The organism is Bradyrhizobium sp. CSS354 (genome assembly GCF_029051725.1).
In the GTDB taxonomy this organism is placed as follows: Bacteria; Pseudomonadota; Alphaproteobacteria; order Rhizobiales; family Xanthobacteraceae; genus Bradyrhizobium.
The window spans coordinates 378,552-402,659 of the sequence record NZ_JAACFU010000004.1; the positions used below are offsets into that span (position 1 = coordinate 378,552).

Annotated in this window: 21 protein-coding genes, 1 tRNA gene and 1 pseudogene; 10 read left to right on the plus strand and 13 right to left on the minus strand. The window is 64.4% G+C overall.

What is annotated here, in order from left to right; all coding sequences use genetic code 11:
• Nucleotides 1-2 precede the first annotated feature (2 nt).
• From brxC to GWG67_RS11765, 3 genes are read right to left on the minus strand one after another with little or no spacing between them, the layout of a single operon-like run.
• Nucleotides 3-3,440: a BREX system P-loop protein BrxC gene (gene brxC, locus GWG67_RS11755; RefSeq protein WP_275169502.1), complete on the minus strand. Its 3,438-nt coding sequence runs from the start codon at nucleotides 3,438-3,440 to the stop codon at nucleotides 3-5.
• Nucleotides 3,441-3,450: 10 nt separating this feature from the next.
• A complete protein-coding gene (locus tag GWG67_RS11760; RefSeq protein WP_275169503.1) occupies nucleotides 3,451-3,993 on the minus strand; it encodes a DUF1788 domain-containing protein in 543 nt (180 codons plus the stop codon).
• Nucleotides 3,983-5,044 carry a hypothetical protein gene (locus tag GWG67_RS11765; RefSeq protein WP_275169504.1) on the minus strand — a complete coding sequence of 354 codons (1,062 nt, stop codon included), beginning with the start codon at nucleotides 5,042-5,044 and terminating at the stop codon, nucleotides 3,983-3,985. The genes GWG67_RS11760 and GWG67_RS11765 overlap by 11 nt, the downstream gene beginning before the upstream one ends.
• Nucleotides 5,045-5,801: 757 nt before the next feature.
• Here GWG67_RS11765 and GWG67_RS11770 point away from each other — a divergent pair.
• Nucleotides 5,802-6,797: pseudogene (locus GWG67_RS11770) on the plus strand (recombinase family protein); the annotation flags it as partial.
• A gap of 48 nt (nucleotides 6,798-6,845) precedes the next feature.
• Here the strand turns inward: GWG67_RS11770 and GWG67_RS11775 are convergent.
• The 5 genes from GWG67_RS11775 to mnmA all read right to left on the minus strand — a co-directional run bounded on the left by GWG67_RS11775 (nucleotide 6,846) and on the right by mnmA (nucleotide 10,068).
• Nucleotides 6,846-7,139, minus strand: coding sequence for a hypothetical protein (locus GWG67_RS11775; RefSeq protein WP_275169505.1), 294 nt, complete (start codon nucleotides 7,137-7,139; stop codon nucleotides 6,846-6,848).
• 241 nt (nucleotides 7,140-7,380) lie between these two features.
• Nucleotides 7,381-7,454, minus strand: a tRNA-Met gene (locus GWG67_RS11780).
• Nucleotides 7,455-7,824: 370 nt separating this feature from the next.
• On the minus strand, nucleotides 7,825-8,181 hold the full coding sequence (locus GWG67_RS11785) for a hypothetical protein (protein ID WP_007596151.1): 357 nt from the start codon (nucleotides 8,179-8,181) through the stop codon (nucleotides 7,825-7,827).
• A 44-nt stretch (nucleotides 8,182-8,225) separates the two neighbouring features.
• On the minus strand, nucleotides 8,226-8,864 hold the full coding sequence (locus tag GWG67_RS11790; protein ID WP_275169506.1) for a class I SAM-dependent methyltransferase: 639 nt from the start codon (nucleotides 8,862-8,864) through the stop codon (nucleotides 8,226-8,228).
• 22 nt (nucleotides 8,865-8,886) lie between these two features.
• Nucleotides 8,887-10,068: a tRNA 2-thiouridine(34) synthase MnmA gene (mnmA, locus tag GWG67_RS11795; protein ID WP_275169507.1), complete on the minus strand. Its 1,182-nt coding sequence runs from the start codon at nucleotides 10,066-10,068 to the stop codon at nucleotides 8,887-8,889.
• 348 nt (nucleotides 10,069-10,416) lie between these two features.
• Here mnmA and GWG67_RS11800 point away from each other — a divergent pair, with 348 nt between their 5' ends.
• The 9 genes from GWG67_RS11800 to GWG67_RS11840 all read left to right on the plus strand — a co-directional run bounded on the left by GWG67_RS11800 (nucleotide 10,417) and on the right by GWG67_RS11840 (nucleotide 20,204).
• The gene (locus tag GWG67_RS11800; protein ID WP_275169508.1) at nucleotides 10,417-12,051 is read left to right on the plus strand and encodes a flagellar hook-length control protein FliK; all 1,635 of its coding nucleotides are present in this window, start codon (nucleotides 10,417-10,419) and stop codon (nucleotides 12,049-12,051) included.
• Between the two features lie 13 nt (nucleotides 12,052-12,064).
• On the plus strand, nucleotides 12,065-12,772 hold the full coding sequence (locus GWG67_RS11805) for a flagellar hook assembly protein FlgD (RefSeq protein WP_275169509.1): 708 nt from the start codon (nucleotides 12,065-12,067) through the stop codon (nucleotides 12,770-12,772).
• Nucleotides 12,773-13,140: 368 nt separating this feature from the next.
• The gene (locus tag GWG67_RS11810) at nucleotides 13,141-13,416 is read left to right on the plus strand and encodes a DUF1153 domain-containing protein (RefSeq protein ID WP_002714638.1); all 276 of its coding nucleotides are present in this window, start codon (nucleotides 13,141-13,143) and stop codon (nucleotides 13,414-13,416) included.
• A 192-nt stretch (nucleotides 13,417-13,608) separates the two neighbouring features.
• Nucleotides 13,609-15,216, plus strand: a complete 1,608-nt coding sequence (gene fliF, locus GWG67_RS11815; RefSeq protein ID WP_275169510.1) for a flagellar basal-body MS-ring/collar protein FliF — start codon at nucleotides 13,609-13,611, stop codon at nucleotides 15,214-15,216.
• Nucleotides 15,217-15,233: 17 nt separating this feature from the next.
• Nucleotides 15,234-16,325 carry a flagellar motor switch protein FliG gene (gene fliG, locus GWG67_RS11820; RefSeq protein ID WP_275169511.1) on the plus strand — a complete coding sequence of 364 codons (1,092 nt, stop codon included), beginning with the start codon at nucleotides 15,234-15,236 and terminating at the stop codon, nucleotides 16,323-16,325.
• Entirely contained in the window at nucleotides 16,325-16,945 is a 621-nt protein-coding gene (locus GWG67_RS11825) for a FliH/SctL family protein (RefSeq protein WP_275169512.1), read from the plus strand. The genes fliG and GWG67_RS11825 overlap by 1 nt, the downstream gene beginning before the upstream one ends.
• Nucleotides 16,946-16,948: 3 nt before the next feature.
• Complete coding sequence (gene fliN, locus GWG67_RS11830; protein ID WP_007614079.1) at nucleotides 16,949-17,299, plus strand: flagellar motor switch protein FliN; 351 nt, start codon at nucleotides 16,949-16,951, stop codon at nucleotides 17,297-17,299.
• A gap of 44 nt (nucleotides 17,300-17,343) precedes the next feature.
• Nucleotides 17,344-18,729 (plus strand): sigma-54-dependent Fis family transcriptional regulator, encoded by a 1,386-nt coding sequence (locus tag GWG67_RS11835; protein ID WP_275169513.1) that lies wholly within the window; start codon nucleotides 17,344-17,346, stop codon nucleotides 18,727-18,729.
• Between the two features lie 326 nt (nucleotides 18,730-19,055).
• Entirely contained in the window at nucleotides 19,056-20,204 is a 1,149-nt protein-coding gene (locus GWG67_RS11840) for a M20 family metallopeptidase (protein ID WP_275169514.1), read from the plus strand.
• Nucleotides 20,205-20,324: 120 nt separating this feature from the next.
• On the opposite strand, the gene GWG67_RS11845 is transcribed toward GWG67_RS11840, so the two are convergent.
• From GWG67_RS11845 to ssuD, 5 genes are all read right to left on the minus strand, one after another.
• Nucleotides 20,325-20,483 (minus strand): hypothetical protein, encoded by a 159-nt coding sequence (locus GWG67_RS11845; protein ID WP_018453881.1) that lies wholly within the window; start codon nucleotides 20,481-20,483, stop codon nucleotides 20,325-20,327.
• A gap of 93 nt (nucleotides 20,484-20,576) precedes the next feature.
• Nucleotides 20,577-21,158 carry a flavin reductase family protein gene (locus tag GWG67_RS11850; protein ID WP_275169515.1) on the minus strand — a complete coding sequence of 194 codons (582 nt, stop codon included), beginning with the start codon at nucleotides 21,156-21,158 and terminating at the stop codon, nucleotides 20,577-20,579.
• 31 nt (nucleotides 21,159-21,189) lie between these two features.
• The gene (locus GWG67_RS11855) at nucleotides 21,190-22,026 is read right to left on the minus strand and encodes an ATP-binding cassette domain-containing protein (protein WP_275169516.1); all 837 of its coding nucleotides are present in this window, start codon (nucleotides 22,024-22,026) and stop codon (nucleotides 21,190-21,192) included.
• 20 nt (nucleotides 22,027-22,046) lie between these two features.
• Nucleotides 22,047-22,853 carry an aliphatic sulfonate ABC transporter permease SsuC gene (gene ssuC / locus GWG67_RS11860; protein WP_275169517.1) on the minus strand — a complete coding sequence of 269 codons (807 nt, stop codon included), beginning with the start codon at nucleotides 22,851-22,853 and terminating at the stop codon, nucleotides 22,047-22,049.
• On the minus strand, nucleotides 22,850-24,007 hold the full coding sequence (gene ssuD / locus GWG67_RS11865) for an FMNH2-dependent alkanesulfonate monooxygenase (RefSeq protein ID WP_275169518.1): 1,158 nt from the start codon (nucleotides 24,005-24,007) through the stop codon (nucleotides 22,850-22,852). The genes ssuC and ssuD overlap by 4 nt, the downstream gene beginning before the upstream one ends.
• Nucleotides 24,008-24,108 lie beyond the last annotated feature (101 nt).

Consider the following 24,108-nt stretch of genomic DNA (forward strand, 5'->3'; position numbering starts at 1 on the left):
GGTCAAGCCTTCGGCAGCACAGGGCCGTGCGCCAGGCTCGGCGCGATTGCGATGCGAAGCTCGGCAAGCCACGCATCCAACTCGGCTACACTGCGCAGCGTGCGGCGCGGGATGGTAATCGATTGCGTCTTGGGCTCGATCTCGACCGCAGCATCTTGCAGGGCGGCGTCCACACGAGCCGGCAATGCCATTGCACTGTCGCGCCACTGGCCGATGCCGCAGGTAGACAAGCTCTCGACGATCTTTTCCGGTGTCGCAAGATCCGGCGCAACGCGGTCCAACAGGCTATGGCTCGCGAGTAATTCGTGTTTCTTCTCCGGGCTGAGTTTGCACCACGCATCGTCCGCTTTCAGCCGCGCCTGACCGGCCAGCCAGGCTGCTTGCCAGGCCTGAAACGCTGCATTGGCTTTCGCGCGAAGGTCATCAGCGGCGGCCGAGACCAGCGGCATCACCGGATGGGGCTCATCCAGCAGCGTGCGATCCGATTTGATCGCGGTCAGCGCCTCCTCTTGGTTCGCCGCACCCAGCGACACCAGTCGCTCGGCCAGTTTGAAGGCGGACAAGCGCCGGTCCTTCTCGGCCTTCTGCGCCTGCCATACGGGGATGAGCTTCTTGAGGTTGTCGGTCCGCGCCGCTAACTCGGCCAGCAGATCGTTGCCGACCATGCCGCGGAGCACGCCGATATCGGGAACGTCTGGGGCCGCCGGAGCCGGCGCGTCGCCACCCGCATCCGCCGCGATCTGTTCTAGCTTCTCGCGGATGGTGATCAGATGGTCGTTCTCCTGCCCCGACGGCACGGTGATGCCCAGCGCTGTGCCGAGCCCGCGCACAGTTAGCCGTTCCTTGGTTGAGACCACACGGTTTTCGGGCGTGAAGGTACAGGTGCCAAGCTGAGTGGCCGTGAGGTCGGCGGGGGTGACGGGCTTGCCGTCGTTGCCTACCGCCCGGACCTGTCCGACATTGCAAAGCGCCACCAATGCGGCATCCACGGCATCGCGGGGCCAGCCATAGGGAGGGGCGGCGAACCGATTGCGCAGTTCCGAGCCCTTCTGCGCTGGCGACATGCCCTTGAGCAGGGCTTTGCAGACCGGATGGTCTTGAGCATCGCCCGCATGTCCGATCGCTTTCAGGGCATCGGGAATACGCTTTTTGGCATCACTCAGCGCCTTCTCCCAGGTGGCGCTGTCACCCGGTCCAAAATCCGGGAACATGCGGTCGAGCATTTGCAGGCCAGCTTCGCGCACGGCGTCGGCCCGCTTGAGGCCCGCGCCGACTTCGGCGCCGCCAGCGACGAGAACGCGGGCGGCCTCGACCGCCTCCTTGAGGATAAGCTTCGCGTTCGTCTCGGCGCTATCACGCTTGGACTCCATCGCCGCTTTGGCGTCCTTGCCACCGTCGGTGCTAGGAACACCTTGCCGTTGGATCACGGCATTGGCGGCTTTGTAGGCGATGATCGCCGCACGCAGCTCGGCGGACCGGTGATCGGGGATCAGCAGGTGCAGAGTTGCATCCTTGGCGACGTCCGCCGCCCTAATTTCGTTAGTCACGGTCGGTAGGCTGTCATCCCAACCGTTCCAGAGCCGCAAAGTGAGCCCGTCACCGCTCGCGTTGCTATTGCCCGTCACACGTTCGATGCGCCGGTTGGTTTTGGAAGCACCATGCTGAACTTGCGCTGACGCAGCCAGCGCCTCATCGATAGCAAGCTGCAGGAGAGATGCGCGTTGACGAGCAATGGCGTTGGGGTCCCCCGCCTCGCGGGCTTCGGCGGCGCCATAGGCGGCGAGCCATTCCGCGCTCTCTTTGGTCTGCAGGCGCCACTCGCCGCTGACCTCCATGACGAGAGCTTCAGTTTGCAGCTCGGCGAGCAGCTTTGGCACCTGTGCACGGACCGCCGCACCGGCGCTGAGATCCTCGATGAGTAAGTCGGCGATGATCTCCGGCGTCGGTCGAACACCATGGACTTGAGCGTCGGCCGCGACGCGGGACAGCAAATAGACGATGGTGAGGATACGGGCCTTCATAAGCCCATCGCCACCTTGGCCGCGCAGCGTGTCGATCCGGTCGTGCACGTCGCGCGAGATCAGATTGCGCGACAAGGCTTCGGCGCGAAAGGTGTCAAACAGGAAATCGGTGGCCACGGCGGTGCCGAGCGGCCGATCGGCGTAGCGCTGCACGGCCTCCAGCGTCAGACGCAATTGGCCACGCAGATTGCCGCTCAGCCCCGACTTGTCGAGCTCCGCCAGCACCCGTTCCCAGACGCGGCGGCGCGGCGCGAGAATCGGCCAATCGGCGACGGCTTGGGCACGGTCGGATTCGCTGCGAGCCAGGCTCGATCCTTGCAAATGTTTGTCGATCTCACCGGAGCGAGCATTCAACATCGCTTCGACATTGGACCTGGCTATGCTGTCTTTCTTCAGCAATACGGTCTTGCGGATGACCGCATCGATTTGCGCTGAGGTGAGCGGCACCGGCACGGAGAACCGACCGAGCAGTTTTTCCAGGTAGGCGGTGTCGCTGAGGGCAGACTGACCGGTGCAGACAAGCAGCAGGCGGCCCTTGAATTTCGACGTGAGCTGCTCAGCGATGGTTTGAATTGCCAACGAAATATTTGGGTCCTCGCGGATGAACTGCTGCACCTCGTCGAGGATGATCAGCGTGAGCGGGATCTCCTTGCGGCCCTCGCTCAACGCTTTCAGCGCGACATCGACAAGCAACTCGACGGTCGGTTCCGGCTCGTTCTGGTACTGAGTGCCGAGGCGATCCATCAATGTGTCGACGTCCGGCGCGAGGCCCGGCTTGGCCTCCAAGGCGGCCGCGGCGAGCCGATCTTCGAGCAAAAAGGCGCGCAGAGCAGTGTCGAAGTCCGAGCCGAGTTTCGTGCGCACTTGATCTAGAATACCCTGCTCGGCCAGCCACAGTGCGACCAGCGACGGGCGCAGATCGGCGCCGGCCGGAAGCCCAACCGCGCGAAGAATAACCTCCAAAACTGCCTTGACCGGATGCGGAGACCCCAGGCCAAGGGTGTTGCCCCCAACAACGAGGCCCCCGAGCCGTTTGGCGTTCGTGCGCAATTCCTTGAGCGCGGCCTTCACGTCTTCGGGCATGCCCGAGACCAGGCCCTCGGCAGAGGCCCCATCGTGGAAGCGCAGATCGCACCACAAAGCGCCGAGCATACTGGCCAGCAAGGACTTGCCGCTGCCATAGAAACCGCTGATCCAGACCGCGGGGACGTCACCGCGTTTGCCTGCCACGCTGTTGAAGGTGTCGAGAATCCGGCGCAATCCTTCGGCATAGGCTCCCTCACAGACGAACGTCTGGAGTTGCTCACGCAGGATTGCCGTTTGATCATTGTCAGGCGGAAACGAAACCTTGGCGACGCCGCCATCAGCCAGCCGGTACTCGGCAGGATCACGCGCCAACACATCTTTGTTCAAGATCATTTTTTTTGTCTCATGCTGTCGGTGAAGATGGGATGGGTACAGCGAGGTAACTCCACCCGTCACGGGCGTCGAGCAATCGGTATATGCCGGCCTGGTGTGTGCCGGGAAATGTCACGAGGAGGCGGCCGGGAATCGCATCGGCAACTTTGCCTATGAGAGTCGAAACACGCATAAGGCCGAACAAAGAAGCCGATCCCGTCAGAGCGAGAATGCCATCGGGTCCGCACTGGCTGAGCCGGCCACGAAGCTCGTGGATCAGGCGTTCTTCAAAGTCAGGTAAAACAGTTCCGAGCGTCGCCGGACGCTTCGCGGCGCGCTCGAACCAAGTTTGCGCCGCTACCCACTTTCCGAACTCCGGTGCGAGATCAAATTCTTGCCACCCCTTACCGGCCTGCTCTGCGGCAAGGCGAAACTCAGCCAGACGCCCGCGCACCCTTCGCTCCAGTGCCTTATCGTACCAAAGCATCCAGACGCGCCCCGCCGCCGCTTCATCGGAACGCCAGGGAACCGACAGGCGGGCTCGGAAGGCTGCAAGCAGGTCCTCAACTGACAAGTTCGGCAACTCCCAACTGATCCGCCATTGGGCGACGAACATCAACCTCAAGCACGTCGCCGGCACTGCGTACCCGGACGAGACCGAGACCCTCTGCTTGGCGGAGGAGGGCGAGGCGGTCTTCGACTGGGCGGTCGAGGACACTCATCCACCTGCTTTCGAGAAGGCGATAGCCGCCGAACCCGCACAGACTGGCAAGTAGTGCAGCGAAGGCTGCAATGATTGGCGTCGGGTTCGAACGGACGCGCTCCTTACGCACCGCGCCTCTCAGGAATCCCGCCTGGGTCCATGACGACGCGGCGTTCTGCGCAAGAGACTTGGCCATTTTCTCGCTGAGGCGACCTACATTAGTTGCCTCGAAGGCTGCGGCGATCTCGGGCCAACGAACTCGCTCGCCTGGCGACGCATCAAGCACTGCTGAGGCGCCATCGCGCAGAGCTGGATCTCGGGCTAGTGCTGTCAGAAGCCCAAGCAGGGGTCGTTGGCCGGTCTCGCGAATCCAAAGCGCCTGGAGAACCAGCCAGATGGGATCAGTACCGCCGACGCCGTATAGTTGTTGCAGGTTATACAGCGCGGCCTGCCGTGCACGAGTAGATGGCTTCCCCAGGAGATTGTTGCCCAGGATCGCGTCAGCTGGATTTTCGAGCTGACCACTCGCAAATAGCGAAGACAGATCGCCAAACATCATGGTCTTGGATTGGTGCGGACCGCCGCCAGCGGACTTGATGCCGAACCGGGTGAGCCGGACGTGATCGGCAGACGGCAGCAGCCAACAATCTGCTGAGTTGGCAGCGGGCGGGAGGGACAGCATTGGCGCGACACCGACTTTAGCTGCGAAACGCACCCCCATCAATTTAGCCTCGCGACGATCCTGGCAACAAACCTTCCACGACCTCCGTAAACGGGGATGGAAAGATTCGAAGTTGGCGCGCACGAGCGAGCCAGCCAAGGGCAACTGGATTCGTACGTGGCTTGTCTCGTGGTGGGTGGTGAGCAAGAGATTCGGAAGGTTCAGGTGAGAGTCTGGCTTCTTATCCTCGAAGATCTGCATTTCTCAGCCAGATAGAATCACGTGGGTGAAAACAACCCTAAGAATACCATTAGCCCGCGGTCAAGCCGAAGTCGGTCATCCGATCGTTCAAACCATGGGGCCTAGGGAAGCATCCTTGTCGAGAGAAATCAGAAGGGCAATTAGAACACTCCGAGTGATCAGAGGGACTAATTGCATGTCGGGGACCAATGGGGGGACTGGCCGGCACCTATCTAATCGACCGTGCTTGCGCCCAAGAACGTAGGTACATTCAAGAAGGCAGGCTGAAGAACTGCTGCGGACGGAAGCCCACTGCCTTCCTTGCAAAATCTCGTAAAACGATCGTAATTTTTGCACGGCAGAGCCGCTAAGTGCTAGCGCGCCCGGATGCAAAGGCCGCCCCTCAGATTCGTAGCTGGGGATGTGCTCGAACATAAAATAATGACTCGTTCACACCCAACGAGGCGGGGATGATTCCAGTTACGATTGGCAAAAGCAAAGGCCCACTCGGTGCCGGGCGTTGCGCCGTACGATAAAACTGGAAGGGCTTGCCAACTACCATTCGTTACTGGGAAACGAGACATGATAGGGCCAAATTCGCGGGCGTTAGAGGAGCACCGCCGCTCGTGGCCCGCAAACCGCATAAAACTGCAGGACAGGAGCTTGACCACGCTATCTTGGCAGTGGTCCGGGCTCTTGCTATTGCTTATGCGCGGGCCGACCACGAGGCCGAGATTGTTAACCTTAACCCACGGCCTGCCATGCGGGAGCCGCCACTATGATTCGCGCTGCGATTTACGCGCGTTTTTCTTCGGACCTTCAGAGCGACAAATCTATTGAAGATCAAGTCGCCTTGTGCCGCGATGTCTGCGCGCGCGAGGGAATGGCCGTGGTTCTGGCGTTCGAAGACCGCGCTATCTCCGGCACCGCTACGGCGAACCGGCCCGGCTTTCAGTCTTTGATGCGAGCCGCCGAAGCAAAGCTCTTTGATGCGCTAGTGATCGAAGACGTAGACCGGCTATCGCGAGATCAGGGCGACTATCATTCTGCACGCAAGCGTTTCGACTTCCTTGGGATCAACATCCACGCCGCAACCGGCAAAGTGGGCAAGCTCGACGGCGCATTGCGGGCGCTGATGGGCGAAATGTTCATCGAAAACCTTGTGCTTCACGTTCGGCGCGGAATGGATGGCGTAGTGCGCGATGGACGCCACGCGGGGGGGCGGGCATACGGCTACGAGCCCACGCCGGGCAAGCCGGGCGAATTGCAAATTGTCGCAGCGGAAGCCGAAGTCGTGCGACGCATCTTCGCCGCCTATGTCACGGGCACCTCCCCGCGCAAAATCGCTTCCAATCTCAACGCCAATGGCGTGAAACCACCGCGAGGAAGCGCTTGGAATGCTTCGACCATCAACGGCAATTTGCAACGGGGCGGCGGCATTCTGCTAAACGAAATCTACGCGGGCAGGATCGTTTGGAATAAGGTCCGGATGGTCAAAGATCCCACGACCGGCCGGCGTCTTTCACGGCCTAATCCAAAGTCCGAACACCGCACGGCCGACGCGCCGCACCTTCGCATTATCGACGACGCTACTTGGCAATCCGCACAGAAGATTAAGCACGAGCATTCGGCCGCACATGGCCCGACGAAGGGGCGGCCCAAAAGGCCGTTCTCCGGCCTGATCCGGTGCGGGTCATGCGGCGGGTCGATGGTCATGTCAGGCGGCAAGAATGGCGGCAGGGTCCAATGCTCCGCCTTTAAGGAAAAAGGCACATGCAAAAACGGGCGCCGAGTGCCGGTGGCCGCAGTTGAAGCGCTGGTGCTAGGCGGGCTGCGCGAAAATCTCGCCGATCCGGCGGCGATTGCAGCTTTCGTGGAAGCGTACAACGAAGAGCGTCAACGTTTGAAGAAGCTGGCCGTGCGAGACCGCAGCAACGCAGAGCGCAGGGTGGGCGAGATCAGCCGCGAATTGAATCGGCTGGTAGATGCCGTCGCAAAAGGCACTGCGCCACTCGACATTATTGGCCCTCGCATGCATGAACTGAAGGGGGAGCGGGATCAAATCACGGAAGAGCTTCGCCAGGCAGCCGAGGCGCCGGATGTGATCGCCCTCCACCCGACGGCCCTCCAAAACTACAAACGCGCCGTAACCGATCTGGCCGGCGCACTAACGGCGGATAAAGCCCTAACGGACAACCCCGCGCCCTTGATCGACGCACTCCGGGCGCTGGTCTCCCGCATCAACGTGACCGCGCCACCCGGTACCGAAGATTTCGGAATCGAGATTAAGGGGCGGTTGACCGAACTTTGCGGAATCGACGTGTTCCCGAACCGTTCTAGGGTGACGAGACCGATAGTAGCGGGAGAGGGACTCGAACCCCCGACCCCAGGATTATGATTCCCGTGCTCTAACCAGCTGAGCTACCCCGCCACAGGGCCGCGAGGGCCGAAACAAGCCGATCTCGCGAACGCGCGGCATATAAGGAAGGGGGCGGCGGGCTGTCAATCCGAGTTTGCTTCCGCTTGGGCTAAAGCTTCCGCCTTCGCCAAGGCTTCCGCCTTCGCTAAAGCTTCGGCGGGACATGTCGGCGGGCAGGAATGGATGGGTGTGTTTTGGGCCGAATCTCGGGCCAGATTCGTCATGGCCGGGCTTGTCGCGGCCATCCACGACCTCTTCCCGGCCGCCCACGACCTTTGCGGGCGGCCAGCAGAACGTGGATGCCCGGGACGAGCCCGGGCATGACGGCGAAATTGGGGAAGCGTAACGGGCTTCGCCTACGCCAAGGCTCGTCGCGACGGGGCTATTTCGGCCGTACCGTCGGGTCGCCGCCGGGGCTGCCGGGGGGCGGGATGACGGGCATGGCGCCGTTCGTGCTGGGCGCCGGAGCGTGCATCTCGGGATCGACCCCGGAAGGCGGGCAGAGCACGCCGTCGGATTTTGCCAGTTTGTCGCCGAGCGGTTCCCGGGACTGGCCGGTGGTGGTGCCGTCGGCCGAGCGGTTCGGGCGGTCCTGCGGCGTGCAATTGGTGGCGTGCTGCGGGGATGGCGGCGCGGTTTGTTGCGGCGGCGTCGCCGGGGCGGGCGGGGCCTGCGCGATCGCGCTGCCGGAGGCGGCGATCAGGAGGCTGGCCAGAATGATGTTTGATGTGGTGCGCATGGGAGGGAAACGCGCGGGTCAGCCCGCGTGTTCCGCGCCCCCGATCACGATTTGAGGTAGCGGATCAGCGAAAAGTGCCCCATTGGCGCCATCGGGCGGCGCTCGGCCAGGGTGACGCCGCCGTGTTTTGCGGCCCAGTCGACCAGGCGCTGCCATGGAAACTCCGGGCGCCAACCGAGGCGACGGGCGAGCGGCGCAAACGCGAGCTCTGAGAGTTTGCGCAAACCCTTTTCCGCGCCGATGTGGTTGACCAGGATCAGCTCGCCGCCGGGCTTCAAGACGCGCACGAACTCGTCGAGCGTGCCTTCGGGATCGGGCACGGCGGTGATGACATATTGCGCGACCACCGCGTCGAAGAAGTTTTCGGGGAAGGCGAGGTTTTTCGCGTCCATTACCGAGAGCACTTCGACATTGGAGAGCCGCAAGCTCCGCACGCGCGATTGCGCCTTGCGCAGCATCGGCTCGGAGATGTCGACCCCGCAGATCCTGGTGGTGCGCGCATAGTCGGACAGCGAGAGACCGGTGCCGACGCCGACGTCGAGGATGCGGCCGCCGATGCGGTCGGCCTCCGCGATGGTCGACTGCCTTCCGGCGTCGAACACCTTGCCGAACACGAGATCGTAGACCGGCGCCCAGCGGCCATAGGCCTTCTCGACCCCGGCCCGCGAGATGTCTGCTGCCATGCCCCCTGCCCTATTATATTTTTTAGCCGCGGACCGCTTCTGCGAGCGGCCTCGTCGTGCTGCTTGCGGCCTTCGCGGCGGCGCTTTGAATGAAGCCGCCGCCGAGCACGCGGGCCTGGCCACCGGCTGCGTCGTAGAACACGCAGGCCTGTCCCGGCGAAACGCCCTCTTCGCCGGCGACGAGCTCGACCTCGTAATGGCCGTTCGCACCGCGCAGCCAAGCGGGCTGGGGCGCGCGGGTCGAGCGCACGCGCACGAACATCTCGAGTCCATTGCCGATGGCGCGGTCGATGTCGCCATCGCCGATCCAGTTGACGTCGCGCAAGCTGATGCGGTGCATCTTCAGCGCCTCGCGCGGGCCGACGACGACGCGGCGGTTGGCGGCCTCCAGCCGCACCACGAACAGCGGCGCGGCGGCAGCGATGCCGAGGCCGCGGCGCTGGCCAATGGTGAAATTGGCGATGCCGTTGTGCCGGCCGAGCACGCGGCCGTCGAGATCGACGATGTCGCCGGGGTCCATCGCGTTCGGCCGCAGGCGGGTGATGATGTCGGTGTAGCGCCCGGTCGGCACGAAGCAGATGTCCTGGCTGTCGTGCTTGTCGGCGACCGCGAGCCCAAAGCGCCGCGCCAGCTCGCGCGTCTCGGGCTTGGTCATGTCGCCGAGCGGAAAGCGCAGATAATCGAGCTGCTCCTGCGTGGTCGCGAACAGGAAGTAGCTCTGGTCGCGATCGGCGTCAGCCGCACACACCAGCGCGCGCGAGCCGTCGTCGCGGCGGCGCGAGGCGACGTAATGGCCGGTGGCGAGCGCGGTGGCGCCGAGCTCGCGCGCGGTCTTCAAAAGGTCGCGAAACTTGACCGAGCGGTTGCACTCGATGCACGGCACCGGCGTCTCGCCGAGCGCGTAGCTGTCGGCGAAATTGTCGATGACGGATTCACGAAAGCGATCCTCATAGTCGAGCACGTAATGGGGAATGCCGAGCTTGGCGGCGACGTCGCGGGCGTCGTGGATGTCCTGGCCGGCGCAGCAGGCGCCCTTGCGATGGGTCGCAGCGCCATGGTCGTAGAGCTGCAGCGTGATGCCGACGACGTCGTAGCCTTCCGCCTTCAAAAGCGCAGCCGTCGTCGATGAATCGACGCCGCCCGACATGGCAACGACGACCCTGGTATCCTCAGGACGGCCTTCGAGATCCAGACTGTTGAGCATGGGCCTTAAAGCGTTGTGGACGGCGCGTTGGGCGATCCGCTTGGATGCTTCCGGCGGGACAAAAACGATCCCCGGGAACCTAGAGTTCCCGAAGGGCGCGGCCTGCCCGGTCGAAAGCGGCTGAGAGCTGTCTCTTTAATATAGGCGGCCTTCCGGTGAAGCAATCACGGACCCCGCAAGGTTTACGGCAATTCTTGCCGGGGAGGCAGAAATGGCGGGGCTTGGGAAGGGCCAGCGGCGGAGCCGAAAATCATCAAGTAATTGATTTTGCTTGTTAAAATTGCTGCGCGCGAGGGTGGCCCGCTCCTTGCTACCTCTCATGGCGAAGATGTTTCCAAGGGGTTGCCTGTGGTCGGTCGTACGTCAGATGTCGTGGCAAGCGTGCAAGTCCAGAGCGCGCCGCAAAAGCCTGCCCGGTCGCAAGCACCGAAAGAGAGCTCCGCCAACGATCCCTTCGGCTCGCTGGTGGACAGCAACACCCAGGCGATCAGCGACAGCGCGGCGTCCTCCGCGCAGGACTCCCCGCGCCGGACCGATTCATCGTCCTCCGCCTCCGACAAGAGCCCGCGCGATCGCTCTGCGACCGACAAGTCCTCGCAGAGCAAGGCCAGCGACGACGCCGACAATTCCGCGTCCGCCAAAAACGACGCCAAGAGCGACGCCAAGGACGACGCGACCACTGATGCGGCCAAGGCTGATAGCAAGACCAAGGACAAGCCGGAGGCGTCCGACGCCAAATCGGCCGACACGTCTGCGGACAAGTCCGATGAGACCAAGGGGGACGAGGCCGGCGGCACTGATGGCCTCGCCGCCGCCGTCGATACCGCCGCCGCCGCGCAGATTGACGCGACGCTGGCCGGCGTGCCCGATCCAAACGCCCTCGCGGCGGTCGTGCCGGTCGATCCCAACGCGGCTGCGAACCAGGGCGCCGGCGCTGCCTCCTCGCCGCTGGCGATCGCCGCCGCCGGCATCGCCGCCAGTGCGTCGATCGCAGCGCAGATCGCCGGCACCAAGATCGATACCGCGACGCCGGGCGACAAGAGCGCCAAGACCGCAAGCGCCAAAGTCGATGCCGACACCTCGGCAACGCTGGCCGATGCCGCGACCGGGGCGACCGATTCGACCGCGGCGGATGCGAAGACCAATGGCGGCCTGATCGCCGCCGTCGACCAGGGCACGCCAAAAACCTCGTTCAAGGCCGCAGCCCTCGCGCAAGGCGGGAGCGATGTCTCCAACATCGGCCAGGACACCGGCAAGGCAAACGCCGCGCAGACCTCGGCGACGGCTGCGTCCGCCAACACGGCGCATCCGCAAGCCGACAAGCCGACAATCGACGCGAACGCAGCCGAGGCCAAGGCTGGGACTTCCGACCGCACCGCCGATGCGGCACCGGCGACGGCAACTCATCATGCCCATGCGGGCACGCAGGCCGCTGTCCCCACCACCGACAGCAGCGCGCAGGCGGCCTCCGCCATTCAAGCGCCGCTGACCAATACGAGTTCGGCCGCGACCGCATCGACCGCGACGCTCACGGCGACCGCGGCGAATGCCAACGCCATACCGATCAGCGGCGTGCCGATCGAAATTGCCGCCGCCGCACGCGCGGGCAAGACCCGGTTCGACATCAGCCTCGATCCGCTCGACCTCGGCCGCATCGACGTCCGCATCAATGTCGACCGCAACGGCCAGGTCACCTCGCATCTCACCGTCGAGAAGCCGGAGACGCTGCAGATGCTGCGGCAGGACGCGCCGCAATTGCAGCGCGCGCTCGACGATGCCGGCCTCAAGACCGGCAGCAACGGGCTGTCCTTCAGCCTGCGCGACCAGAATTCATCGGGCCAGCACTCCGGCCAGAATAACGACAATGGCGGCAATGCCCGCCGGCTGATCATCAGCGACGAGGACGCAGTTCCCGCGGCCCCGGTCGGGCGCAGCTACGGCCGCATGCTCGGATCGAGCAGCGGCGTCGACATCAGAGTGTGAGGAGTATCGAGACATGACCACCACGAATTCCGCCACCGCCCCATCCGTCGTCTCCGGCACGACCGACCTGCCGAAATCCTCGTCGAACACGAGCCTGGGCTCGAACACCGGCGCGACTCTGGCCGGCAACTTCCAGACCTTCCTGACGCTGCTGACGACGCAGCTGCAGAACCAGAACCCGCTCGATCCGCTCGACACCAACCAGTTCACCCAGCAGCTGGTACAGTTCGCCGGCGTCGAGCAGCAGCTCAAGACCAACGACTCGCTGTCCCAACTCGTCACCCTGCAACAGACCACGCAGGCGACCCAGGCGCTCGGCTTCGTCGGCAAGACCGCCCTGGTCGACGGCACGACCGGGACCATGACGAATTCATCGGCGACCTGGCATCTCAACGTGCCCAGCGACGCCACCGTCGACATCACCATCGCCAATGCCAGCGGCCAGACCGTGTTCACCGGCAAATACACCGCCGGCGCCGGCACCGACGTTCCATTCACCTGGAACGGAATGGGTAATGACGGCACGCAATGGCCCGACGGCAAGTACACGATCTCGGCCACGGGCAAGGACGTCGCCAACAACAATGTCGGTATCGCCGCGCAGGTGCAAGGCACGGTGTCGTCCGTCGACCTGACCCAGTCGCCGCCGCTGCTGACCATCGACGGCGCCAGCTACACATTGAGCCAGGTCAAGAGCATCATCGCGACGGCCAGCAACTAAAGGCGGAATGCCGCTGGATAATCGGTGTCGTCCTGGCGAAAGCCAGGACCCATAACCACCGAACGTCGTTTGGCGCGAGGACGTAACCCCGAGTCGTCGTAGCGACTACTCCCTGGGGTAATGGGTCCTGGCTTTCGCCAGGACGACAATTGGGCCTTGCAGCGTCGCGCGCAGGCCTCGTTCGTTAGTAAAGTATTTACGAACACCCCCCTCGGCCCGCCTGGACGCACCGTCCCGCCGGTCGAGACGGCTGCGTTCCAGCCATTTTCAACGAGAATTGTATTGAAGCCTTAGGCTTAGCGGATTTTTAAGCCGGCGGGCGTAGGGTTCCTGAGTGAGTTCAGTGGTTGAGAGTTTGTGAGTACGCCATGACAGAACCCCATCGCCCGAGGGTAAAATACGTCATCGGGCCGGACGGTAGTCCGTTGACGATTGCGGATCTGCCTGCACCCGGCACCAAACGCTGGGTCATCCGCCGCAAGGCCGAGGTCGTCGCCGCAGTCCGTGGCGGTCTTCTCTCCCTCGAGGAGGCCTGCAGCCGTTACACCCTGACGGTTGACGAATTCCTCTCCTGGCAGTTTTCGATCGACCAGCATGGTCTGGCGGGACTTCGCACCACCCGTATCCAGCAATATCGCCAGTAGGCAATCCGGAAATCTGCGGCTTTTGACGAAAATCGGCCTCGCCTCGCGAGGCCGATTTTTTTCATGTTTCGTTTTGGCGCGACTTTCGTCGCAGCTCTTAACCTTCGTTAACCATATCGAAACCATCACCTAGGCAATAATTGCCCAGTCGGCCTTTCCTGTGAAAGCAGCCGAATCTGTCGGGGCGGTTGCTTGCAAGGTCTTGCGGACTTTCTGAAGGGTATCGGAGCCGCCCGGTTCGGGGCAATGATCGCGGTCACCGCCGCGCTCGTCGGCTTCTTTGCGTTCGTCATCATGCGCGTCACCACGCCGCAGATGACGACGCTGTTCACCGACCTCAGCGTCGAGGATTCCTCGGGCATCATCAAGGACCTGGAGCGCCAGGGCATCCAGTTCGAGCTACGTAACGAGGGCACCATCATCATGGTGCCCAAGGACAAGGTCACCCGCCTGCGGATGAAGCTCGCCGAGGGCGGCCTGCCCAAGGGCGGCGGCGTCGGCTACGAGGTGTTCGACAAGTCGGATGCGCTCGGCACCACCTCTTTCGTCCAGAACATCAACCATCTCCGCGCGCTGGAAGGCGAGCTCGCCCGCACCATCCGCGCCATCGACCGCATCCAGGCCGCCCGCGTCCATCTGGTGCTGCCCGAGCGTCCGCTGTTCTCGCGCGAGGCGCCGGAGCCGTCGGCCTCGATCGTGGTTCGGGTCCGCGGCGCGCTGGAGGCCCAGCAGATCCGCGCCATCCGCCACCTCGTCGCCTCGGCCGTGAACGGGCTGAAGCCGCAGCGGGTCTCGATCGTCGACGAGACCGGCCAGCTGCTCGCCGACGGCGCCCAGACCGATCCGGAGCAGGCGATGGGCGACGAGCGCCGCACCGCCTTCGAGAAGCGGATGCGCAAGCAGGTCGAGGACATCGTCTCCTCCGTGGTGGGGACGGGACGCGCCCGGGTCCAGCTCTCCGCCGATTTCGACTTCAACAAGATCACCCAGACCTCGGACAAGTACGACCCCGAAGGCCGCGTGCTGCGCTCGAGCCAGACCCGCGAAGAGCAGAGCATGACCGCCGACAACAACGGCCAGGTCACCGTCAACAACGAGTTGCCGGGCAACCAGCAGAACGGCGGCGTCGCGGCCAAGGACCAGAGCAAGAAGAGCGAAGAGACCAACAATTACGAGATCTCCCGCACCACCAAGACCGAGGTGACCGAGGCCGGCCGGGTCAACCGCATCTCGGTCGCAGTGCTGGTCGACGGCATCTACTCCAAGAACGAGAAGGGCGATCTGGCCTACCAGGACCGCACCAAGGAGCAGCTCGACCGCATCGCCACGCTGGTGCGCTCGGCGATCGGCTTCGACCAGAAGCGCGGGGATCAGGTCGAGGTCGTCAATCTGCGCTTTGCCGATGCTCCCTCCACCACCCCGATCGCGGAGCCGAGCGGCTTGCTCGGCATGCTCCAGTTCACCAAGGACGACGTCATGTACTTCGTCGAGCTCGGCGTCATGATGCTGCTGGGCCTGGTCGTGCTGTTCCTGGTGATCCGGCCGCTGGTCAGGCGCATCCTGGCATCCGACGAAGTCGCAGCCGCCATCTCCGGCGTCCTCACCGGTCCGGCGAGCGACGAGGCCGCGCCCGCCAGCCAGCCGCTGCTGCCGAGCGGCGCCGCGAGCGCGATCGACGTCGCCACCGTTCAGGGCCAGGTCCATGCCCAATCCGTCCATCGCGTCGGCGAACTCGCCGAGCGCAATCCCAACGAGACCGTCGCCATCATCCGCCAATGGCTGACCGAACCCACGAAATAATCGAGAAGTGATCTGACATGGCCGCTGCCCTGCAAAACGCCAATTCCAACGACATCACCAGCGTGATCTCCACGCTCGGTCAGCGTGCCGGCAGCCGTGCAGGCGCGAAGGTCGAAGCCGTGGCGGGACCGAAGCGCGCCGCGATCCTGATGCTGGCGCTCGGCGAGCAATATGGCGGCAAGATCTGGTCGCTGCTCGACGACGACGAGGTGCGCCAGCTCTCGCTGGAGATGTCGACGCTCGGCACCGTCGAGGTCGACACCGTGGAGGACATGCTGCTCGAATTCGTTTCGCGGATGTCGGCCTCCGGCGCGCTGATGGGCAATTTCGACGCCACCGAGCGGCTGCTCCAGCAATATCTGGCCCCCGAACGCGTCAACGGCATCATGGACGAAATCCGCGGCCCCGCCGGCCGTAACATGTGGGAGAAGCTCTCCAACGTGCAGGAAGAGGTGCTCGCCAATTATCTCAAGAACGAATATCCGCAGACCATCGCGGTGGTGCTGTCAAAGCTAAAGCCGGAACACGCCGCGCGCGTGCTCGGCATCTTCCCGGAGGATCTGGCGCTCGACGTCGTCAACCGCATGCTGAAGATGGAGGCGGTGCAGAAGGAGGTGATCGAGAGCGTGGAGAAGACGCTGCGCACCGAATTCATGTCCAATTTGTCGCAGACCCGCCGACGCGACGCCCACGAGGTGATGGCGGAAATCTTCAACAATTTCGACCGCCAGACCGAAACCCGCTTCATCACCTCGCTGGAAGAGGACAACCGCGAATCGGCCGAGCGCATCAAGGCGCTGATGTTCACCTTCGACGACCTCGTGAAGCTCGATTCCGGCTCCGCTCAGACCCTGATGCGCAACGTCGACAAGGACAAGCTCGGCGTCGCGCTCAAGAGCGCCAACGAGGACGTCCGCAACTTCTTCTTCGGCAACATGTCCTCGCGTGCGGCAAAAATGCTCCAGGACGACATGGCGGCGATGGGTCCGGTCCGCCTGCGCGACGTCGACGAGGCCCAGGCGCTGCTGGTCAACCTCGCCAAGGATCTCGCGGCCAAGGGCGAGATCATGCTGACCAAGAACCGCGCCGACGACGAGCTGGTGTATTGATGGCCGCTCCGGCAAAATTCCTGTTCGACAACGACTTCGCCGCGCCCGAGCGGACGCGGGAGAAGGCCGCAACCGCGGCCGAGATCGCCCAGAAGGTCGCGGAAGCCGAGGCGCGCGCCTATCAGGACGGCTTCGCCGCCGGCCAACGCGAGGCCAAGGCCGAGAGCGACCGCCGTGTCGCGCTCGCCATGGAAGAGATCAACATCGCCATCCGGGGCATCGCCTCAGGCATCGGCAACATCGAATCCAAGATGGAGACCGAAGCGGTCGACGTCGCGGTCGCAGTGGCGCGCAAGCTGTGCGCCGATCTGGTCGCCGCCGAGCCGCTCGGCGAGATCGTCGCGCTGGTCAAGGACTGCTTCTCACATCTGGTCGCGACGCCGCATCTCGTCGTCCGCATCAACGACGCGCTCTACGATTCCGCGCGCGAGAACATCGAGCGGCTGGCCAGGCAGAACGGCTTCGAAGGCCGGCTGGTGATCCTGGCCGAGCCCGAGATTGCCACCGGCGACTGCCGGATCGAATGGGCCGATGGCGGCGTCGTCCTGGAGCGCGCCGCCATCGCGGCCAAGATTGACGAAATGGTGGGACGCTATGTTGCGTCCCGCAGGGGGAGCTAAGCCATGAGCGACACCGACGGACAGGTCCCGCTGCCCGATCTCAACGGCCCGATGCCGCCTGCCGGCACCGACGTCGGCTACAACGAGGACGAATACGCGACGCGCGCCGCCGCCGACCTCGAGGCCGTGTTCGACGTGCCGGTGCAGGTTTCGGCCGTGCTCGGCCGCTCCAAGATGGACGTCAGCGAGCTGTTGAAGCTCGGACCCGGGACGGTGCTCGAGCTCGACCGGCGCGTCGGCGAGGCCATCGACATCTACGTCAACAACAAGCTGGTCGCCCGCGGCGAAGTCGTCCTGGTCGAGGACAAGCTCGGCGTGACCATGACCGAAATCATCAAGACTGAACGCGCCTAAAGCGACGACGCGCGGCAGCGCGACCAGACGGACAGGAGACTGACATGCGGCTTCTCATCGTTGGCACATTGAAGGGCCAGCTCACCACCGCCACCAAGATCGCGATGGCGAACGGCGCCACCGTGACCCACGCCGAGGATAACGAACAGGCGATGCGCGTGCTGCGCGGCGGCAAGGGCGCCGACCTGCTGCTGGTCGACGTCGCCCTCGACATCCGCGATCTCGTGATGCGGCTCGAGGCCGAACACATCCACGCACCGATCGTTGCCTGCGGCATCACCAACGACGCCCGCGCCGCGGTCGCCGCGATCCACGCCGGCGCCAAGGAATACATCCCCCTGCCGCCAGACCCGGAGCTGATCGCAGCCGTGCTGGCCGCGGTCGCCAACGATTCCCGCGAGCTGGTCTACCGCGACGAGGCGATGGCCAAGGTGATCAAGCTCGCCCAGCAGATCGCGGGCTCGGACGCTTCGGTGATGATCACCGGCGAATCCGGCACCGGCAAGGAAGTGCTGGCCCGCTACGTCCACACCCGCTCGGCCCGTGCCAAGCGCCCGTTCATCTCGATCAACTGCGCCGCGATCCCCGAGCATCTGCTGGAGTCCGAACTGTTCGGCCACGAGAAGGGCGCCTTCACCGGCGCGATCGCCCGCCGTATCGGCAAGTTCGAGGAGGCAACCGGGGGCACGTTGCTGCTCGACGAAATCTCGGAGATGGACGTCCGCCTGCAATCCAAACTGCTCCGCGCCATCCAGGAGCGCGTGATCGACCGTGTCGGCGGCACCAAGCCCGTCCCGGTGGACATCCGCATCATCGCGACCTCGAACCGCAACCTGGTTGAGGCCGTACGCGAAGGCACGTTCCGCGAGGACCTCCTGTTCCGGCTCAACGTCGTGAATTTGAAGATCCCGCCGCTGCGCGAGCGTCCCCTCGACATCCTTGAGCTCGCCCAGCACTTCGTGAAGAAATACGCCGAAGCCAACGGCGTGCCGATGCGCCCGATCTCGGCGGAAGCGCGGCGCGTGCTCTCCACCAACCGCTGGCAGGGCAACGTCCGCGAACTCGAAAACACCATGCACCGTTCGGTCCTGATGGCGCAGGGCGACGAGATCGGCGCCGATGCGATCCTCACGCCCGACGGCGACCGCCTCGACCTTGCCAAGACCGCGCCGGCCGTGGCGCATGCCACCATGGCTGCCGAGCAGGTGACGCGGGCGCTGGTCGGCCGCACTGTCGCGGATGTCGAGCGCGACCTGATCCTGGAGACGCTGAAGCACTGCCTCGGCAACCGGACCCATGCCGCCAACATCCTGGGCATCTCGATCCGCACGCTGCGCAACAAGCTCAACGAATATTCCGACGGAGGCATTCCGATCACCCCCGCCGGCACGCCGGGTGAATATCCGCGCATGCCGATGGTGGGGGCGTAGGCGCTCTATGCTGACCGAGAGAAACGAATGCCCGGGCTGGTGCCGGGCATTTTTCTTTGAGAAGAACGCCACCGCGCGCCACACCCCTGTGTCGTCCCGGCGAAGGCCGGGACCCATAGCCACAGGGAGCAGTTTGGCGAAGATTCGTCGTTCGGTACCCTATCGTCCGTACTCGATAGATTCCGCGGTATGGGTCCCGGCCTTCGCCGGGACGACGGTGGAGAGATATCCCACCTTGAACCGCAACATAGCCGCACCGCATCCTGCGACTAGGTCAAGGCCCCACAAGGCCCTATAACCCCGCGTGAAACCACGCGAGGGTCAACATGTCTCAAGCTCAAATCACGGACTGGCTGGCGACGCAGCGGCAGGCGATGATCGACCTGCTGCGCGATGTCGTGAACATCGATTCCGGATCCTATGACAAGGAAGGCGTCGATGCGGTCGGGGCGCGGTTCGAGCGGCATTTCGCCGAGCACGGCATTCCGTTCCGGCGCGAAAGCCACGGTACTTTCGGCGATGCGATCCACGCCGAGGTGGCAAAGCCCGGCAGCAACGAGAAGCCGGTGCTGTTGATGGGGCATCGCGACACCGTGTTCGGCAAGGGCGAGGCCGGTCGGCGTCCGTTTACAATCGAGGGCACGCGCGCCTATGGTCCCGGCGTTGCCGACATGAAGTCCGGCGTCGTCATGAACATATTCGTGGCAACCGCCTTTCACAAATTCGGCGGCAACCCGCACCCGATCAAGCTGCTGATCACCTCGGACGAAGAGATCGGCTCGCCGTCCTCGCGGCCGGTGATCGAGCGCGAGGGACGCACCGCGCGCGTCGTGTTCAATTCCGAGCCGGGCCGTCCGACCGGCAATATCGTCACGGGACGCAAGGGCGGCATCTTCATTCATTTCGCCATTACCGGCAAAGCCGCGCATTCCGGCGCCAATTTCGCCGCCGGCGTCAGCGCAATCGGCGAGCTCGCGCACAAGATCGTGCATATCCACGCGCTGACCGATCTCGACAAGGGCATCACGCTCAATGTCGGCCTCGTCTCGGGCGGGCAATCCGTCAACACGACGGCGCCTTACGCGGAAGGGCAGATCGACCTGCGCTACGTCGATCCCGCGGACCGCGCGAGGGTGATGGCTGCGATCGAAACAATCATCGCGACACCTTACGTGCCTGGCACCAGCGCGACGCTGACCGTCAAGGGCGAGTTCGTGCCGGTGGTGCAGAGCGCCGATTCAAAGGCGCTGTTCGAGAACTATCAGGCCGCAGCAAAGCAGGCCGGTCTCACCACGCTTCAGGGCGAGTTCTCCGGCGGTTGCGCCGATTCCGGCTTCACCGCCGCGGTCGGGACGCCGACCATCTGCGGGCTCGGCCCGGTCGGCGGGCTCGCGCACACGCCGGAGGAATATCTCGAGCTCGACAGCATCGTGCCGCGCGCGCAGGCGCTGGCGCTGGCGATTTTGCGGGGGTGAAAACAGGTGCCGTAGGGTGGGTTAGCGTAGCGTAACCCACCTCTTCTGCTCCCGCGGATATAGAGAGTGGTGGGTTACGCTACGCTAACCCACCCTACACAGCGCCCGTCCGCGAGAACCTCACGAATAGCTCGGCGCATCCGGCCTGCGGAAGATCTGGATGGGGTCGCCCGGCACGATCGGATGGCCGCTGAACATGGCATAGGCGTAGAGCGCGAGATAGGCGATCGCGAGCGCGCCAACCGCGTAGAAGGCCCAGGTCGCGACGCGTTTCATCATTGCTCCATTGCTGTCCCGGCGGGAGGCTGAGGCAGCGCTTCTAGAGCGATGACGGGGAAAAAGCCAGCCTGCACGGCCTGTGGCCGGCGGCGATCAAATGCCGCGCCGGACGTGGGTGGGAACGCTGACGTCCGCAAGCCTGACCGGGTCTTCGTCCTGATCCACCGCCACGTACTGGCCGTGCCAGTAGGCCAGCGCTGCGTTGCGGGTCGAATTCCTGACGTCTAGCACCCGCCCGATGACGATGCCGTGCGAATGGCGCTCGATGATCTCCTCGACTTCGCAATCGACGGCGGACAATGCGCCAACCAGCAGCGGAACACCCGAGACCGCGGTCCCCCATCTGGCGCCCGCGAAACGATCGGCCCCCTTGAGCCCGCCCTTGCCGGCAAAGCGCTCGGCGATGTCGAGCTGATCGGCTGCTAGGATGTTCACGCCGAAGGCGCCATGGCGCCGGATCAGCGGGACGGAGGAGGCGTCGCGGTTGATGCTGACGATCAGCGTCGGCGGATCGACCGAGAACGAGCTGACCGAGGTGACCGTCATGCCGGTGATGTCCTTGCCCCGTCCGGCGGTGATGACGCTGACACCGCCGGTGAGGTGGCGCATGGCGCCGCGGAAATCGGCGGACGAGACGGGGATTTCAGTCATGAGATCGCGGGGCACTACATTCATGGCATACTCCCCGAACCGGGGTTCCCTCTATTTAGGTACGATCGTCCGCCGACAAAAGGTGGCTCAGGATCGAGCCTTCGAGACCCGCGAGCTCGGCCGAGCCGCGTTGGCGGGGCCGGCCCGTGTTAACCACGACGTCATGGGCGATCCGCCCTTCCTCGATCACCAGCACCCGGTCAGCGAGCGCGACGGCCTCGGCGACATCGTGGGTCACCAGGATCGCGGTAAAGCCCTGGTCGCGCCAGACGCGCTCCAGCAACCGCTGCATCGAGATGCGGGTCAACGCGTCCAGCGCGCCGAGCGGCTCGTCAAAGGCGAGCACACGGGGGCGCGAGACCAGCGCGCGGGCTAGGGCTACGCGCTGCTTCTGGCCGCCCGACAGCACAGACGGCCACTGGTCGCGCTTGTCGGCGAGCCCGACTTCGGTCAGCGCCTTCTCCGCGCGCGAATGCGCGTCGGACGAGGCGCGATCGCGGCCTAGGCCGACCTCGACATTCGAGAGAACGCGGGCCCACGGCAACAGCCGGGGCTCCTGGAACATCACGCGGATATCCTCGGGCTTCACGGCGTCACCGAGCGAGATGCTGCCGGCGTCGAACTTTTCGAGGCCGGCAATGAGACGCAGCAGCGTGCTCTTGCCGCAGCCGCTTTTGCCGACGATGGCGACGAACTGGCCGGCGGGGATGTGCAGATCGATTCCGCGCAGCACCTCGTTGTCGCCGTAGGATTTGCGCAGGCCGCGGATGCTGAGCGGCAGGCCAGAGGCCTGCACCGGGCGCTCCTCGCGCACTACGCGGGCGTGAGGCGCGAAATTGGCGCGGCTGGCGATCTCGGTTTCCGGAAGGGAGGTACGAAGGGCTGTCTGCATGTGATTTCCAGTATGTCTGATCAACGTTTCTGGAAGGCGGGGTGCCAGGAGAGCGTCAGGCGCTCCAGCACGCGGGAGGCGCTGTCGGCGAGCTTGCCGAGCAGCGCGTAGATCAGGATCGAGAGCACCACGACGTCGATCAACATGAACTCGCGCGCCTGCATCGCCATGTAACCGAGGCCAGAGGACGCCGCGATGGTCTCGGCGACGATCAGGGTCAGCCACATGATGCCGAGCGCGAAGCGGATGCCGACGAAGATCGAGGGCAGCGCGCCCGGGAAGATCACCCGGCGAAACAGCTCGCCATCGGTCATGCCGTAGATGCGACCCATCTCGATCAGCTGCGGGTCGACGGTGCGGATGCCGTGCAGCGTGTTGAGGTAGATCGGGAAGAACACGCCGAGCGCCACGAGGAACAGCTTCGCGCTCTCGTCGATGCCGAACCACAGGATGACCAGCGGGATCAGCGCCAGATGCGGCACGTTGCGCACCATCTGCAGCGTCGTATCCGTGAGCTTGGCCGAGAGCTGCGACAGCCCGTTGGCGAGGCCAAACGCGAAGCCGATGCTGCCGCCGATCAAAAAGCCGATGGAGGCGCGCCAGAACGAGACCCAGATGTTGCGCACGAGCTCGCCGGAGAGCAGCAGCTGCCAGCCTGCAAGCAAGACGTCGCTCGGCGCCGGCAACACCCGCGTCGGCACGAAGCCGGTGACGCTGGCGACCTGCCAGATCGCGATGATGGCGAGCGGCACGATCCACTGGATCAGGCCGTCGACGCGCGGCAGGCGCAAACTGCGCGGAAGTGAAACGCTGTCGATCAGGCTCATGATTGCGACACCTGCTGCTGCGGACGATAGTCACTGCCGACCGTTTCACCAAAAGGACCACCGTTGAAGTGAAGCCTGGTCACGTTGCTGGGCTGCTCCAGCGAGAGCAGCGGAAACACCAGCTCGGCGAAGCGATAGGCTTCCTCCAGATGCGGGTAGCCCGACATGATGAAGGTATCGATGCCGATGTCCTGGTACTCCCTAATGCGGGCCGCGACCGTCTGGGCGTCGCCGACCAGTGCCGTGCCGGCGCCGCCGCGCACGAGGCCGACGCCGGCCCACAGGTTCGGGGCGATCTCGAGCCTGTCGCGCTTGCCGCCATGGAGCTGCGCCATGCGCTGCTGGCCGACCGAATCCATTCGCGCGAAGTTCTTCTGCGCGGTCGCGATGGTCTCGTCGCTGACATGCTTGATCAGCTCATTGGCCGCACGCCAGGCCGCGTCGCTGGTCTCGCGGACAATCACGTGGAGCCGGATGCCGAACGATAGTTTTCGGCCGCGTGCGGCGGCCACTTCCCTCACCTTCGCGACCTTCTCCGCAACCAGCGCCGGCGGCTCGCCCCAGGTGAGATATTTGTCGACGGTGTCGACAGCGACGTCGATGCCGGCATCCGACGAGCCGCCGAAATAGAGCGGCGGACGCGGCGACTGCACCGGCGGAAACAGCAGCTTGCCGCCCTCGACATGGATGTGCTTGCCCTCGACATTGACGGTCTTGCCGGCGAGCAGCTCGCTATACACGTTGAGGAACTCTCGGGTGACCTCGTAGCGCTCGTCATGGGCCAGGATGATGCCGTCGCCCTTGTTCTCGACGGGATCGCCGCCGGTGACGACGTTGACCAGAAGCCGGCCGTTGGTGATGCGGTCGAGCGTCGCGGTCATGCGCGCGGCCACGCTCGGCGATTGCAAGCCCGGCCTGACCGCCACGAGATAGCGCAGTCGCTCGGTGAACGGCGCGACCGAGGAGGCGACGATCCAGGAATCCTCGCAGGATCGCCCGGTCGGCAGCAGCACGCCGAAATAGCCGAGTTGATCGGCGGCCTGCGCGATCTGGCGCAGATAGTTGAAATTGACCTCGCGGCCGCCGATGCCGGTGCCGAGATAGCGGCCGTCGCCATGGGTCGGCAGAAACCAGAGGATGTTGGCGTTGCTCATGGATGTGCTCCGATAACTAGCCGTAAGTCGTTCCGACCGCGGCAGCGACGATGCCGATCGACATAACGATGGCTGCGATTACGCGTTGAACGATACGCCTC